The 13,883-nt window shown below is 49.2% G+C and carries 13 protein-coding genes, 1 pseudogene and 1 riboswitch; all 14 genes and pseudogenes read left to right on the top strand.

The window, feature by feature from the left end:
• Positions 1-139: 139 nt before the first annotated feature.
• The 14 genes and pseudogenes from DWX76_RS14705 to nikA all read left to right on the top strand — a co-directional run bounded on the left by DWX76_RS14705 (position 140) and on the right by nikA (position 13,880).
• On the top strand, positions 140-463 hold the full coding sequence (locus tag DWX76_RS14705; RefSeq protein ID WP_412693943.1) for a hypothetical protein: 324 nt from the start codon (positions 140-142) through the stop codon (positions 461-463).
• The gene (gene spoIVB / locus DWX76_RS00795) at positions 385-1,446 is read left to right on the top strand and encodes a SpoIVB peptidase (RefSeq protein ID WP_412693947.1); all 1,062 of its coding nucleotides are present in this window, start codon (positions 385-387) and stop codon (positions 1,444-1,446) included. The genes DWX76_RS14705 and spoIVB overlap by 79 nt, the downstream gene beginning before the upstream one ends.
• Positions 1,447-1,660: 214 nt before the next feature.
• Positions 1,661-1,736: riboswitch (cyclic di-GMP riboswitch) on the top strand.
• Between the two features lie 428 nt (positions 1,737-2,164).
• Positions 2,165-2,971 carry a sporulation transcription factor Spo0A gene (gene spo0A / locus DWX76_RS00785; RefSeq protein WP_117796494.1) on the top strand — a complete coding sequence of 269 codons (807 nt, stop codon included), beginning with the start codon at positions 2,165-2,167 and terminating at the stop codon, positions 2,969-2,971.
• Positions 2,972-3,178: 207 nt separating this feature from the next.
• Complete coding sequence (locus DWX76_RS00780; protein ID WP_117796493.1) at positions 3,179-3,847, top strand: hydrolase; 669 nt, start codon at positions 3,179-3,181, stop codon at positions 3,845-3,847.
• A 385-nt stretch (positions 3,848-4,232) separates the two neighbouring features.
• Positions 4,233-5,677 (top strand): annotated as a pseudogene (gene glgA / locus DWX76_RS00770) (glycogen synthase GlgA).
• 77 nt (positions 5,678-5,754) lie between these two features.
• The gene (locus tag DWX76_RS00765; RefSeq protein WP_117796491.1) at positions 5,755-6,216 is read left to right on the top strand and encodes a divergent PAP2 family protein; all 462 of its coding nucleotides are present in this window, start codon (positions 5,755-5,757) and stop codon (positions 6,214-6,216) included.
• Between the two features lie 99 nt (positions 6,217-6,315).
• The gene (locus DWX76_RS00760) at positions 6,316-6,972 is read left to right on the top strand and encodes a Maf family protein (RefSeq protein WP_118569959.1); all 657 of its coding nucleotides are present in this window, start codon (positions 6,316-6,318) and stop codon (positions 6,970-6,972) included.
• A gap of 371 nt (positions 6,973-7,343) precedes the next feature.
• Positions 7,344-8,360, top strand: a complete 1,017-nt coding sequence (locus DWX76_RS00755) for a peptidylprolyl isomerase (protein ID WP_118569958.1) — start codon at positions 7,344-7,346, stop codon at positions 8,358-8,360.
• 149 nt (positions 8,361-8,509) lie between these two features.
• Positions 8,510-9,370 carry an energy-coupling factor transporter ATPase gene (locus DWX76_RS00750; RefSeq protein ID WP_107001012.1) on the top strand — a complete coding sequence of 287 codons (861 nt, stop codon included), beginning with the start codon at positions 8,510-8,512 and terminating at the stop codon, positions 9,368-9,370.
• Between the two features lie 2 nt (positions 9,371-9,372).
• A complete protein-coding gene (locus DWX76_RS00745; RefSeq protein WP_107000782.1) occupies positions 9,373-10,236 on the top strand; it encodes an energy-coupling factor transporter ATPase in 864 nt (287 codons plus the stop codon).
• Positions 10,233-11,033 (top strand): energy-coupling factor transporter transmembrane component T family protein, encoded by an 801-nt coding sequence (locus DWX76_RS00740; RefSeq protein ID WP_118569957.1) that lies wholly within the window; start codon positions 10,233-10,235, stop codon positions 11,031-11,033. The genes DWX76_RS00745 and DWX76_RS00740 overlap by 4 nt, the downstream gene beginning before the upstream one ends.
• Positions 11,034-11,113: 80 nt before the next feature.
• Positions 11,114-11,479: a helix-turn-helix domain-containing protein gene (locus tag DWX76_RS14165; RefSeq protein WP_243022411.1), complete on the top strand. Its 366-nt coding sequence runs from the start codon at positions 11,114-11,116 to the stop codon at positions 11,477-11,479.
• A complete protein-coding gene (locus DWX76_RS00735) occupies positions 11,476-12,084 on the top strand; it encodes a LysR family transcriptional regulator substrate-binding protein (protein WP_243022410.1) in 609 nt (202 codons plus the stop codon). The genes DWX76_RS14165 and DWX76_RS00735 overlap by 4 nt, the downstream gene beginning before the upstream one ends.
• A gap of 170 nt (positions 12,085-12,254) precedes the next feature.
• Positions 12,255-13,880: a nickel ABC transporter substrate-binding protein gene (nikA, locus tag DWX76_RS00730; RefSeq protein WP_118481853.1), complete on the top strand. Its 1,626-nt coding sequence runs from the start codon at positions 12,255-12,257 to the stop codon at positions 13,878-13,880.
• Positions 13,881-13,883 lie beyond the last annotated feature (3 nt).

The following is a 13,883-nucleotide window of genomic DNA, read 5'->3' as shown; positions in this document are numbered from 1 at the left end:
CCGCATACTAGGATTAAACGATTTTATCGAACAAGTTCTTGGATTCAAACAGAGTGTACATCTGCATTTCGTTGAGATTCGCCGCAGTGCGGAATCTACGGAACGGGGGAGGTACATAGGAGTAGAAGGAGGAAAAACCGTGCGAAAAAACTCTGGTATGTGGAAAACAATAAGTCGGAAGGAAAAACTTCGCCGTGTTCTGCTGATAATCTTTGGTGCGGGGGTCATTGCGCTTGCCGGCGTGTCTTATCAATATGTGAAGAACGCGGTTCCCGACCGCATCAATGTGGTGGTGGACCGGCAGGAGCAAGTTCGCTTTGGGCTGCCGTTTCGAGCATTGCTGGAAAGTGAGAGCGAGGAGGTGCTTCTAAACGGCAGCTCTAAATTCCGTCCGACCAGATCCATCTGCAGCTCAACCAGCCCTTTTCCATCTATTCTGAACAGGAGGGAACGTACCGTTTAAGTCTCAAACTCTTTGGAATATGGAAATTAAAGGATATCGAGGTAGATGTGTCGGACGTCCAGTATGCGGTTCCCTGTGGGCTGCCGGTGGGTATTTACATGAAATCCGATGGACTGATGGTGATTGGAACCGGAAGGGTGACGGCACAGACGGGGGAAGTGATAGATCCGGCGGACGGGATCCTGCGTTCTGGAGATTATATCGAGGCAATCAACGGGACGCCGGCGACGGACAAGAAAGATATGATACGGGCGGTCAAGGAAGCGGGAAATATGGCTCTGACACTTTCAGTGCGCCGCGAGGGAGAGACGATGGATGTACAGATGACGCCGGTACAGACGCAGGAGGGAGACTATAAGCTGGGGCTGTGGATCCGCGACGATACGCAGGGCATCGGTACGATGACCTATGTATGTGCTAACGGCGCGTTTGGAGCGCTGGGACACGGTATCAGCGACGGCGACACGGGACTTCTGGTGCAGACCTCCGGCGGCGAACTATACGATACGGAGATTCTGGGTGTGGAGAAGGGTAGTTTCGGAAAGCCGGGCGTGATGTCGGGCGTTATTTACTATGGAAATCAGTCGCGGCTGGGAAGTGTGGAGGCGAATACGGATCAAGGCATTTTCGGGACGGCAAATCCGCGCTTTTTAAGCCGGGTAAAGAACCCTGCAATTCCGATCGGTTACCGTCAGGACGTCAAAAAAGGCCGTGCCTGCATCCGCAGCAGCGTGTCCGGGGAATTGAAAGACTACGAGATTGAGATTCAGAAAATAGACCACTCTTCCAACCGCCACAACAAGGACATGGTCATCCGCGTAACCGATCCGGAACTTCTGTCCCTGACCGGCGGGATCGTCCAGGGCATGAGCGGCAGCCCCATCATCCAGAACGGAAAACTCATCGGAGCAGTCACGCACGTTTTTATTCAGGATTCGACGCGAGGGTATGGGATTCTGGTGGAGAATATGCTGGGACATTGAATCTGGATGCAAAGTAACTGTTTACAAGTGGGAATTTTCTGGACTGAAAATTCCATATGATACAGTTCTGGCAGCAGATTTTGCCGATTTTGAATACGCAGCATCGGCAAAATCCTGTTGCTGGGCACACGTGTGTGAACAGTAACATGCAAAGTACAAAGTTTTTGCTCTCTTTATTGACAGGATATAAAAAAAGCGTATATAATAGAGCAAATTACATATTTGGCAAAACAGTTGAAAAGCTGCGACGCAAAGCTATAGGGCCTGTAAAATGGCAGCCAGTTGCATTAACACGATAACAGAGTATGTTATAGTTGTATGGCTATGGCGTAACTCTGTTTTTTTATAGGAATTTATCGAAACTTGATCTGCAAAGATGGAATTTTCATGTTCAGAAACCGGTCGTGGAGGCTTTTTAATTGCGTGTATTTTATGTGTCTTTCGACCGGAATCGGTAAAACGTGGTGATAAGGGATCGTTAGATAGGCGTATGGCGGCTGGGCGGTAGAAGGTTTATAGCGGAATCTTAACAGATACGGTTAGCTACAATACATGCTTATATATGGTTTGCATCTTGTGTAATTTATTTTGCATCAAAAGAATTGATAGACAAAATGAGCGTTGAGTGTCGAACTGCGCGATCAAAACGAGTTGAAACTTGTTAAAAAAAGAATTTATAATTATTTTAATCATCACAGGTGCCGAGGAGGAGAATATTATGGCAGAAATGAAGATTGCGATCGCAGAGGATAATCGTCAGGCATTGGATATGCTTGGAAATATACTGGAAAGTGATAAGGAGATTCAGGTGGTCGGAAAAGCGGAAAACGGAACCGATGCCTATAATATGATCGTAAAGACAAAGCCGGATATTGTATTTCTGGACGTAGTGATGCCGGGAATGGATGGAATTTCGGTTATGGAGCGCATCAAGACAAATCAAGACTGTTCAGCTGACACTTCCTTTGTTATGATTACAGCTGCGAGCAGCGAGAATCTGACAGCGGATGCTTTTCGGATGGGCGCCTGTTATTACATAGTAAAGCCATTTTCGAAGGAGGCGGTTTTAGACAAGGTACATCGCCTGAAGAATTACAGGAACCGCGCTTCGACCCTGGCGGGCAACCGGAAGGTGGAGCCGTATATGGTGTCGGCGGAATATGAAAGACAGAATCTGGAGAGCGATGTGACGCAGATTCTGCATGAGATTGGGATTCCGGCTCATATTAAGGGATATCAGTACCTGCGGGATGCGATTATTTTGTCAGTCAGTGATAAAGAAATGCTCGGTTCTGTGACGAAAATCCTGTACCCGACCATCGCCAAGAAGCGCCAGACCACTTCAAGCCGTGTCGAGCGGGCAATCCGCCACGCGATTGAGGTCGCATGGAGCCGCGGCAAGATGGACACGATCAACGATCTATTTGGATATACCGTCAGCACAGGGAAAGGAAAGCCGACCAATTCGGAATTTATCGCATTGATTGTTGATAAGATTTGCCTGGATTATAAGCGGGATGTATAAAATCGTGCGGTGCTTTTTGGAGCCGAAAGTGCTGTAAGCCTTTTTAACACGATTGTAACACATTTATGAAAGTGACTGATTGCATGGGTAAATGTGTGTATGATAAGATAAAGGGGAAATAAAAGATGCAGGACTGAAAAACTGCCCCTGTATAAAACAGCTGGACAGAGAGGTCAGGAAAGCAGCTAAAAGAACGGAGAATTGCCTATGAAAAAAAAAGTACCGGCGTACAATGGAACCCTGCGGGATCACACGATTATGTGTCCGTATTGTATCAGTGAATGTTCAGGAATCCGCATCTTTGGAAAGCGTATCAAATCGATCGCCTTTTCAACGGATGTGGCAATCATCAAAAATATCAACGCGGATGCGATCATCGCAGTTTATCCGTTTACTCCGCAGGCAGCTATCTCACAGTCGATCATCAGCATCTCGGATGTGCCGGTGTTTGTCGGGGTCGGCGGCGGTCTGACCGGAGGAAAGCGTTCCGTCCGTCTGGCGCTTCAGGCAGAACATCAGGGAGCCTACGGTGTAGTGGTCAACGCGCCGATCGCGGATGAGGTCATCACGGAGATCAAGCGGGTGGTTGACATTCCGGTCATTGCGACGATTGCTTCGGTTCACACGGATGTCCGCCGCAAACTGGAGGCGGGAGCCGATATTTTAAATGTATCAGGCGCTGCCGCCACCGCATCGATGGTAGCCGAGATACGGAAGGAGTATCCGGACGTTGCCATTATCGCGACCGGAGGACCGACTAACGAATCGATTTTGGAGACGATCGAGGCGGGCGCCAATGCGATCACGTACACGCCGCCGTCCAACGGCGAGCTGTTTGCGCGGACGATGAAGAAATACAGGGAGATCAATCCCTGATTATACAAAAGCCGGGGCCGAAGAGAAAACATAATTTTCTTTTCGGCTCCGTCTTTTATTTTTGTTTCATAGGAAATTGCGTCCTATGAAACAAAAACGCTCCGCGAGGATGCGCACTCGCGCGAAGCAGAAACATGTCGCAAGCGACCGCGCTCGGCGCGAGAATGTGCCAAGGCACATTCTTTTTCATGCGGTAAAATTTATAATTCATCCGGTACTATGCAAAATATCCAATTCAGAAAATACAGTCTGCAAATCGGAACTATTTGTCATATATTTCCCGATTTTTTTCTCTGTCGCCTACTTTCTAATTCCCTGATTCTATTGTATAATAATTTTAATAGGGTGCCGGATCGCGAGCGGGCACGGTTGGGAGGTAGTAGCTATGAAGAATATTCTATTTATTGCATCGGAGGCGGTTCCATTTATCAAGACAGGAGGTCTGGCAGACGTTGTCGGATCTCTTCCAAAATGTTTTGATAAGCAGTATTTTGATGTGCGTGTTATGATCCCGAAGTATCTGTGCATCAAAGAGTCATTCCGCAGTGAAATGAAGTATGTGAACCATTTTTATATGGATTATCTGGGACAGAACCGGTATGTGGGCATCCTGGAATATGAATATGAGGGCGTGACCTTCTATTTTATTGATAATGAGAGTTATTTCTGGGGTGATCGCCCGTATGGGGACTGGTATTACGATCTGGAGAAGTTTTCTTTCTTCTGCAAGGCGGCTCTCTCATCCCTGCCGGTGATCGGCTTCAAGCCGGATGTCATCCACTGCCACGACTGGCAGACGGGACTTATCCCGGTGCATCTCAAGGACAAATTCCACGGCGGCGAGTTCTTCCGGGATATCAAGTCCGTCATGACGATCCACAACCTGAAATTCCAGGGTGTGTGGGATGTGAAGACAATCCAGCATTTCTCTGAGCTGCCGGACTACTATTTTACACCGGATAAGCTGGAAGCTTACAAAGACGGCAATATGTTAAAAGGCGGCATCGTATACGCGGATGCGATCACGACGGTCAGCAACACCTACGCGGAGGAGATTAAGACTCCGTTCTACGGCGAGGGACTGGACGGTCTGATGCGTGCGAGAAGCAACAGTCTGCGCGGTATCTTAAATGGTATTGATTACGATGAATTTAATCCGGAGACAGATAAACGGATCGTACAAAATTATAACGCAAAGACATTCCGCAAGGAGAAATCCAAGAATAAAAAGGCGCTGCAGGCGGAGCTGGGACTGGCGCAGGACGAGAAAAAGTTCATGATCGGTATCGTCTCCCGTCTGACCGACCAGAAGGGACTTGACCTGGTACAGTGTGTGATGGATGAGATCTGTACGGAAGATGTACAGCTGGTTGTGCTGGGAACCGGAGATGAACGGTATGAAAATATGTTCCGCCACTATGACTGGAAGTACAATGATCGTGTTTCCGCTAATATTTATTATTCGGAAGATATGTCGCATAAGGTATATGCAGCCTGTGACGCATTCCTGATGCCGTCGCTGTTTGAACCATGTGGCTGAGCCAGCTCATGGCGCTTCGCTACGGAACCGTGCCGATCGTGCGTGAGACGGGTGGCCTCAAGGATACTGTATGGCCATACAATGAATACGATGGAACCGGAACAGGATTTTCCTTTGCTAACTACAATGCACATGAGATGCTCGACTGCATCCGCTATGCAAAATACATCTATTATAATAAGAAGCGCGAGTGGAACAAGATCGTAGACCGCGGCATGGCGGCTGATTTTTCCTGGCAGACATCGGCTGGAAAATATCAGGAATTGTATGACTGGCTGATAGGATATTAATGACGGACCGAGTGATTTAGGACAGTGGCATATGTGTGGAAGAAAACAGAGGAATTAAGATAGTACAGGAGAGAAACATGACTTTTTTTCAGGAATTGACATCAAACCAGACGCTGATGACCGGCGTGACCGGGTGGGTGGTCGCCCAGGTGCTCAAGACGATTCTGGACATCGGGCTGAACCATTCGTTCAACCCGGAGCGTCTGATTGGCTCCGGCGGTATGCCGAGTTCCCACTCATCCACTGTATGTTCGCTGGCAACGGCGGCGGCGCTGCGGTACGGAGTGGGAAGCTTTGAATTTTCCATCAGCTTTATTCTGGCGATGGTTGTTATGTATGACGCGATCGGTGTCCGGCAGGAGACAGGAAAGCAGGCAAGAGTTCTGAACCGCCTGCTTTTCGATGATTTCCTCAAGCTGGACGGCGTGGTATTACAGGAAAAATTGAAGGAATACGTGGGGCATACGCCGATACAGGTAGCAGCAGGCGCGATTTTAGGCATTTTGATTGCATTTATTCTCGATCCGATGTTCATATAACGAACATCGGATCTTTTCATTTTGGCTGATAGATGGTATAAATATAGGGATAACGTGTATTTAAGCGTTAAATGAAACTGAGGAAATGAGAACAGAACAATGGAACAGAGAAGAGACATAGAAAATATCAAACCAGCCTGCCGGTTAATTCTGGCGAGTGCGTCTCCGCGCCGCAGGGAGCTTTTGGAGCGGATTGGGCTGAAACCGGAGATTCATCCGAGCACTTTGGAGGAAAATCCGCTCTGTACGAAACCGGCGCAGGTTGTGATGGAACTGGCGGGACAGAAGGCGCGCGATGTGATGGCGCAGGTGCGTGAGGAGGCGCGGACGACGGGAATCCTATTTTCCGGGATTATCATTGGTTCCGATACCGTTGTCAGTGTGGATGACGAGATTTTAGGAAAACCGGCGGATCGGGATGAGGCGCTTGAGATGATCGGACGGATCCAGGGGCGCAGCCACCGTGTATACACGGGCGTGGCGATCCTGACTGAGGATCGGGAGAGCTGCTTTGCGGTTGAGACGCGGGTGGATGTATATCCGATGAGCGATGCGGAGATCGAGGCGTATGTAGACTGCGGCGAGTCGATGGACAAGGCGGGCGCATACGGCATTCAGGGAAGCTTTGCCGCGCATATCCGCGGAATCGACGGTTCTTACACGAATGTGATGGGGCTGCCGGTCGGAAGACTCTATCAGGAATTGAAGCGGATCTGTCCGGAGAAGATAGAGGATCTGCTCAAGCATACGGTCTGAGGTGGATGGCGGATGGAAAGAAAGTTACTGTTCACGGGTAGGCACTTTTGGAACCGAAAGTGCCGTAAGAAAACGTGGTGGCAGACCGTGAACCAGAGTGGAAGGATTGACAGAACGCAGCGCTGCTGGTCATATGTGTGAACAGTATTCAAGTCGAACGTCCGTGAGACTTGGCGCGTGATTCTGGTCAGCGTAAGCTGACATATTCTTTACAGAATCACTGCGCATCCTCGCGGAGCGTTTATCTCAGTCGGAGACCCAACTCCCACTGAGACAAATTTGCTATTACTCACCACCTGAAGAGGTGGGAGTCTTCTCGACTGAGATAAATCAGCCGCTCAGAGAGAATATGTGACAGGAATTGCTAAAATATGCAGGAGAAAGGGAGTATCCATGCAGAAACAGAAAAGGAAGACAAACCATATCCACCGGGCGGCGTGTGCCCTGCTTGCGGGGCTGGCGCTCAGCTGGGGCTTTTGACTGGATGCGGCTCGGACGGCAGCACGATCGTGGTGGGAAAGAAGAATGAAAAGGGTTATTCCCGCGCGGAAGTGATGGTGATTGCCATGACGGAGAAAAAACGCTATGAGGAGGTCTGTACGGATCAGATCTGGGGCGTTTCAGTTGGAGAAAAGGGCGATGATTTTGAAACGTATCTAAAAAAACAGATCCGTTCGTTTATGGATGAGCTGAAAATCATGAACCTGCTGGCAGCCGACCGGGGGATTTCCCTGACTTCAGAGGAGCGGGCGGCGATGGACCGGGCAGCAGCCGAGTATTTTGGGCGTTTGCCGCAGTCGGCGATTGACTCGATGGGCGTGACAGAGGCGGATGTCCAGCATATCTATGAGGATTATGGTCTGGCGGAGAAGCTGGCGGGACAGCTCACGGACAATGTGGCGCTGGAGGTCAGCGACAGTGAGGCAAAGGTGATCCATGTTAGTCAGATAAAGACATCGGATGAGAGCGAGGCAGACGCCTTCCAGCGGGCGGCATCGCAGGAAGATGCCGATTTCCAGTCCTGTGCCGAGGAGGCGGGGCTGACGGTGAGTGACCGGGTGCTGGGGCGCGGCGATGAGTCGGATGCCTATGAGAAAGAGGCATTTTCCCTTGCCGAGGGCGCAGTCAGCCAGGTGATCCATGCGGACGACGCGTACTATGTGATCAAATGTACGGACGATTACGACGAGGACGAGACGGCGGCGCGCAAGGAGCGCATCTACGAGGAGCGGAAAAAACGCGCCTTTCAGGAGATCTACGACCGGTTCAGCAATACGATCTCCGTTTCTTACAGCAGCGGGCTCTGGGACAGTCTGGATCTGACCTCGGAGTTCGAGAAAAATGACGCGGATTTTTTTGAGATTTACGCGGAATATGCGATCAAATAGGTAGTCTGTACCTGGGGCGGGCAGACAAAAAGTAAACTTATTTTTAAAAAAGGATAACAATTCGGAACAACCGCTTGACTACCGGGGAAAATTCTTCTACAATGAACGGTAATGTCCGGTCAGGCGGACATACTGTGGAGGAAAAATACATGAATATCATAAAAGCGGTCAATCTTGTATTTGATTATATAAGACGCGATGAAGAGGGGCAGGTAGAGGAAGTAAAGCGCGCCCTGGATCATGTGAATCTGGAGATTGAGAAAGGCAGCTTTGTGGCAATCCTGGGACACAATGGTTCCGGCAAGTCCACATTTGCCAAGCAGATCAATGGCATTTTGAGCCCGACTGACGGTACGCTTTTTGTATCGGAGATGGATACGAGGGACGAGGCGCATCTGTGGGATATCCGCAAAAATGCGGGCATGGTCTTTCAGAACCCGGATAACCAGATCATAGGAAATATAGTGGAAGAGGACGTCGGATTCGGTCCGGAAAATATCGGAGTTCCGACCGAGGAGATCTGGAAGCGAGTGGATGAGAGCTTAAAGGCAGTCGGGATGACGATGTACCGCAAGCAGTCCCCGAACCATCTGTCCGGCGGACAGAAGCAGCGTGTGGCGATCGCGGGCGTCATGGCGATGAAACCAGAATGTATCGTGCTCGATGAGCCGACGGCGATGCTCGATCCGAACGGACGCAAGGAGGTTATCCGCACCGTCCATGAGTTAAACCGGGTGGAAGGAATCACGATGGTGCTGATCACCCATTATATGGAAGAGGTGGTCGATGCAGACCGCGTGATCGTCATGGATGACGGTCATATCGTGATGGACGGCACGCCGAAGGAGATTTTCTCCCGCGTGGAGGAACTAAAACAATACCGGATGGATGTGCCGCAGGTGACGGAGCTTGCGTGGGAGCTTAAGAAAAAGGGAATTCCGCTTCCAGATGGAATCCTTCGTAAATCGGAGCTTCTGGACGCACTGGTACCGCTTTTGAAAGAGGAATAGAGATGGCAATACAGGTAGAAGATTTGTGCTACACCTACGGCGAGGGCACGGCGTTAGAGCGCCAGGCATTAAAGCACGTGAGTTTTGAGATTCAGGACGGCGAATTTGTCGGTCTGATTGGTCACACTGGATCGGGAAAATCAACCCTGATCCAGCATTTAAACGGTCTGATCAAGCCGACCAGCGGCGACATTAAGTATCAGGGTGTCAGCATTTACAGCCAGGGTTATAAATTAAAGGATCTGCGGAGTAAAGTGGGGCTGGTGTTCCAGTATCCGGAGTACCAGCTCTTTGAGGCAGATATTTTTACAGACGTCTGTTTCGGACCGAAAAATCTGGGGCTTCCGCAGGAAGAGGTGGAAAAACGTGCCCGCCATGCCTTAAAGCTGGTCGGCATGGATGAAAAATTTTATAAGCAGTCCCCGTTTGAACTTTCCGGCGGACAGAAACGCCGCGTCGCGATCGCGGGTGTACTGGCGATGCGTCCGGAGATGATGATCCTCGACGAGCCGACGGCGGGACTCGATCCGCAGGGGCGCGATGAGATTTTAGGTCAGATCGAGCGCCTGAACCGGGAGCACGGGCTGACGATTTTGGTGGTTTCCCACAGCATGGAGGACATGGCGCGCTACGTGGACCGCATCATGGTCATGAACGACGGCGTGAAGATGTTTGACGATACGCCGAAGGAGGTATTCCGCCATTACAAGGAGTTAGAGGCGATCGGTCTTGCCGCGCCGCAGATCACTTATGTGGTGCAGGGACTTCGGGAGCGCGGGATTCCGATCGACGACACGATCACGACGGTAGAAGAGGCGCGGGAGGCGATTCTGGCGCTGTATAACAAGCGGAGGGAGAAACAATGATACGGGATATCACAATCGGACAGTATTATCCGGTCGAATCAGTGGTTCACCGGCTGGATCCGCGTACCAAGCTGTTTGGAACGCTGATCTACATTATTTCATTATTTTTCGCGGACAACCTGCTCTGCTATGCAGTGGCAACCGTATTTCTGGCGATGGCGGTCCGCACCTCACGCGTACCATTTAAATTTATCGTGCGAGGACTCAAGGCGATCGTGTTCCTGTTACTTATCAGTATCAGCTTTAATCTGTTTCTGACAAATGGACGGGTGATTTTTCAGATAGGATTCTTAAAAGTGACGCATGAGGGCTTGCGGCTGGCAGTTTTCATGGGTCTGCGCCTGATGTATCTGGTGATTGGTTCCTCTGTCATGACGCTGACGACGACCCCGAACCAGCTTACGGACGGTCTGGAGAAGAGCCTTGGATGTCTGAACCGCATCCATGTGCCGGTGCATGAGATCTCCATGATGATGTCCATCGCACTGCGCTTTATCCCGATTCTGATTGAGGAGACGGATAAGATCATGAAGGCACAGATGGCGAGAGGCGCTGATTTTGAATCTGGCAATCTCGTACAGCGGGCAAAGAGCATGATCCCGATTCTGGTACCACTTTTCGTATCGGCGTTCCGCCGCGCGACGGATCTGGCGATGGCGATGGAGGCGCGCTGCTACCGGGGCGGAAGTGGGCGCACGAAGATGAAGCCGCTGCATTATGAGAGGAGAGACCGGATTACCTACTTGATTCTTCTGGCTTATCTGGGAATTGTGATTGTACTGCGGATCGTTTTTTAGCGAAAAAGGGGTTACTGTCCGCGGGTAGGCACTTTTGGAACCGAAAGAGAGGTGCATAGGCTGTGCAAGCTGTGTGCCTCTTGATTTTTGTATTTTGGTTAGTTACAGCTAACATAAGGTGGAATGGAGAACAACAGAAGGAGGACTTCAATGGAATAAAACAGCTTGAATATTTTATGGTTGCCTGTGAAAAAGGTAGTTTTAATCAGGCAGCAGAATGCCTATACACATCCCAACCGAATGTCAGCAAGGTGATCGGGATGCTGGAACAGGAGCTGGGGCGTGCGTTATTTGAGCGGACAAGCAGAGGGCTCAGGGTTACCCCATATGGAGAAACGGTCCGGGAGTATGCACACAATATTTTAAATCATGTGAGTCTTATTAACTCGCTGGCAGAAGATACGCAGGAACGGAAATTTACCGTTTCTACCTACCGAGCAACATGATTGCGAGGCTTCTGACAGATTTTTATAAGAAATATGGCTGCGAGTGCCAGATTTCCCACCGGGAAGGCAGTGTGGAGGAGATTAGTGATCAGGTATCCCAGGGAATTTCGGAGTTGGGGATTGTGTATGTAGCACAGAAACAGGTTCCGGCATTCCGGCATATTTTGTCCCACAAAAAATTGTCTTTTCAGGAACTGGATGTCAAACCTGCCTGTGTTTATGTGGGACCAAATCATCCGCGTTATGAGGATGAGAGTATCGATTTTACCGAGCTTCCGCAGTTAAAATTCGTCAGCGGAATCCGGGATTTTTTCTCAATGGAGCATCATTTAAACCATGTGAGCCTGGGAGCGATCAGCACGGATATGCTGAATACGGTTGTACATACCAATAGCGATCATATGACAATGAATCTCCTAATGCAGAGCGATATCTGCAGCCTGGGAATTGATTTTTTATATGAGGATTATAAACAATATCCAATCCGTAATCTGAAGATCCGGAATAGTGAACCATTTCTGGTAATCGGATATATTTACCAGAATGAAGAAAAGCTGAGTGCGGAGGCAGCGTGGTTTTTAGAACATTTCAAAAAAATGCTTTAATTGTTTAGATATAACAAATCGTTATAGCAATCCCCCTGTAAAACGATAGTGGTTAGTTGTGCGTAACTATGTTATCCTTTTATCTGCCGGTAAAAACGAATTGTTTTAACAAAGTAGATAAAAGAGATGCAGGCTTTCAAACCTGCGTCAGGCATAACAGGAGGACATATATGAAAAAAAGTAAAAGACTCATAGCGGCAGCTGGTGTTCTTTCCGTGGCTGTCTTGGCTGGATGTGGCGGAAACGCTTCAAACAGTACAGAAGGGACAAAATCAGAGCAGAGTGCATCGGCAGAGAGCACGAAGGATGAACTGGTATTTGTTAATTACCGGGATATCCGTGATCTGAATCCACATCTGTATGCAGGTGAAATGTATGCACAGGAAATGCTCTACGAGACCTTAGTCAATATTACAGAAAATGGGTATGAGGGCTGCCTGGCAGAGAGCTGGGATATCAGTGAAGATGGAAAGACCTACACGTTCCACATCCGTGATGGAGTGAAATTTTCGGACGGAGAGGTGTGTGACGCCAACGCGATCAAGGCAAACTTTGATGCAATCATTGAAAACAAAGATCGTCACACCTGGCTGGAAATGATGAATCTTCTGGTTGGGGTTTCGGCTCCGGATGATAAAACCTTTGTGATCGAACTGTCGGAGCCGTACTATCCTCTGCTGACAGAGTTGGGAGTTACCCGTCCGTTTGCAATGATTTCTCCGAAGGCGATGAAGGACGGAAGCACAAAGGATGGCGTAAACGAATACATTGGAACAGGTCCATATGTCCTGACCGATTTTGTGACAGATGAGTATGCAGTATTTGAAGCAAACGAAAACTATTGGGGGGAGCAGCCGTCCATCAAAAAGATTACGGTAAAAGTAATACCGGATAATCAGACGCGTATCATGGCACTGGAAAAAGGGGAAATTGATCTGATTTTCGGTAAAAATATGATTGATGCGGATGCAATTAACCAGTATACGGGAAATGACAATTTTACGGTTGCGTTATCGGATCCGACCTCGACCCGGCAGATTGTACTGAATACAACCCGTGATATTCTGGATGAGAAGGAAGTGCGTAAGGCACTTCAGCATGCGACAAACAAAGCAGCGATTTCAGAAGGTATTTTTTATGGTCTGGAACAGCCGGCGGATACACTGTTTGCATCTACCGTTCCTTACTGCGATATCAATCTGACCCCATATGAGTATGATGTGGAAGAAGCAACGAAGATGCTGGAGGAAGCAGGCTGGACGTTGGCTGGAGACGGCGTACGTGAAAAAGACGGCCAGAAAATGGAACTGGAGCTGCTTTATAACAGCGATAGTGTGACGGAAAAAGCGATTGCGGAGTACCTCCAGAGCGAATACCAGAAGCTGGGTGTCTCCCTGAACATTCATGGAGAGGAAGAACAGTCTTACCGTGATAGTATGAAGGCTGGAAACTTTGACATGGTATTTAATATCTGCTGGGGAACTCCGTATGACCCGCAGTCCTCCCTGGCGGCGATGCGCGCTCCGGTTTATGGAGATTTTGCGGCACAGCAGGGACTGGAAGATAAGGCAGATATCGATGATGCGATTACAGAGATCCTGGTTTCCACGGATGAAGAGCGCCGTCAGGAGCTGTATACATTTGTGCTGACCCGTCTGCATGAGGATGCGGTCTATATTCCGCTTACTTATGAGTGCAATAAGGCAATCTACCGTTCGGATCTGCAGGGCTTCCATTTTACGCAGACTCAGTATGAGGTTCCGTTCGCTGATTTCTATTTTGGAGAGAAGAAATAAAGG

Origin of the sequence: Clostridium sp. AF21-20LB, from assembly GCF_003478795.1 — a bacterium.
Classification (GTDB): domain Bacteria; phylum Bacillota; class Clostridia; order Lachnospirales; family Lachnospiraceae; genus Otoolea; species Otoolea fessa.
Note: the sequence above shows the minus strand (reverse complement) of the source record. Positions and strands in the feature narration are given on the sequence as shown.

Bases quoted from the DNA above. Each gene is read 5' to 3' on its own strand.
- DWX76_RS00780 (WP_117796493.1), top strand. From the start codon at position 3,179: ATGAAAAAAAAAGTACCGGCGTACAATGGAACCCTGCGGGATCACACG.
- DWX76_RS00760 (WP_118569959.1), top strand. From the start codon at position 6,316: ATGGAACAGAGAAGAGACATAGAAAATATCAAACCAGCCTGCCGGTTA.
- DWX76_RS00765 (WP_117796491.1), top strand. From the start codon at position 5,755: ATGACTTTTTTTCAGGAATTGACATCAAACCAGACGCTGATGACCGGC.
- nikA (WP_118481853.1), top strand. From the start codon at position 12,255: ATGAAAAAAAGTAAAAGACTCATAGCGGCAGCTGGTGTTCTTTCCGTG.
- DWX76_RS00740 (WP_118569957.1), top strand. From the start codon at position 10,233: ATGATACGGGATATCACAATCGGACAGTATTATCCGGTCGAATCAGTG.
- DWX76_RS00735 (WP_243022410.1), top strand. From the start codon at position 11,476: ATGATTGCGAGGCTTCTGACAGATTTTTATAAGAAATATGGCTGCGAG.
- DWX76_RS00750 (WP_107001012.1), top strand. From the start codon at position 8,510: ATGAATATCATAAAAGCGGTCAATCTTGTATTTGATTATATAAGACGC.
- spo0A (WP_117796494.1), top strand. From the start codon at position 2,165: ATGGCAGAAATGAAGATTGCGATCGCAGAGGATAATCGTCAGGCATTG.
- DWX76_RS00755 (WP_118569958.1), top strand. From the start codon at position 7,344: ATGCAGGAGAAAGGGAGTATCCATGCAGAAACAGAAAAGGAAGACAAA.
- DWX76_RS00745 (WP_107000782.1), top strand. From the start codon at position 9,373: ATGGCAATACAGGTAGAAGATTTGTGCTACACCTACGGCGAGGGCACG.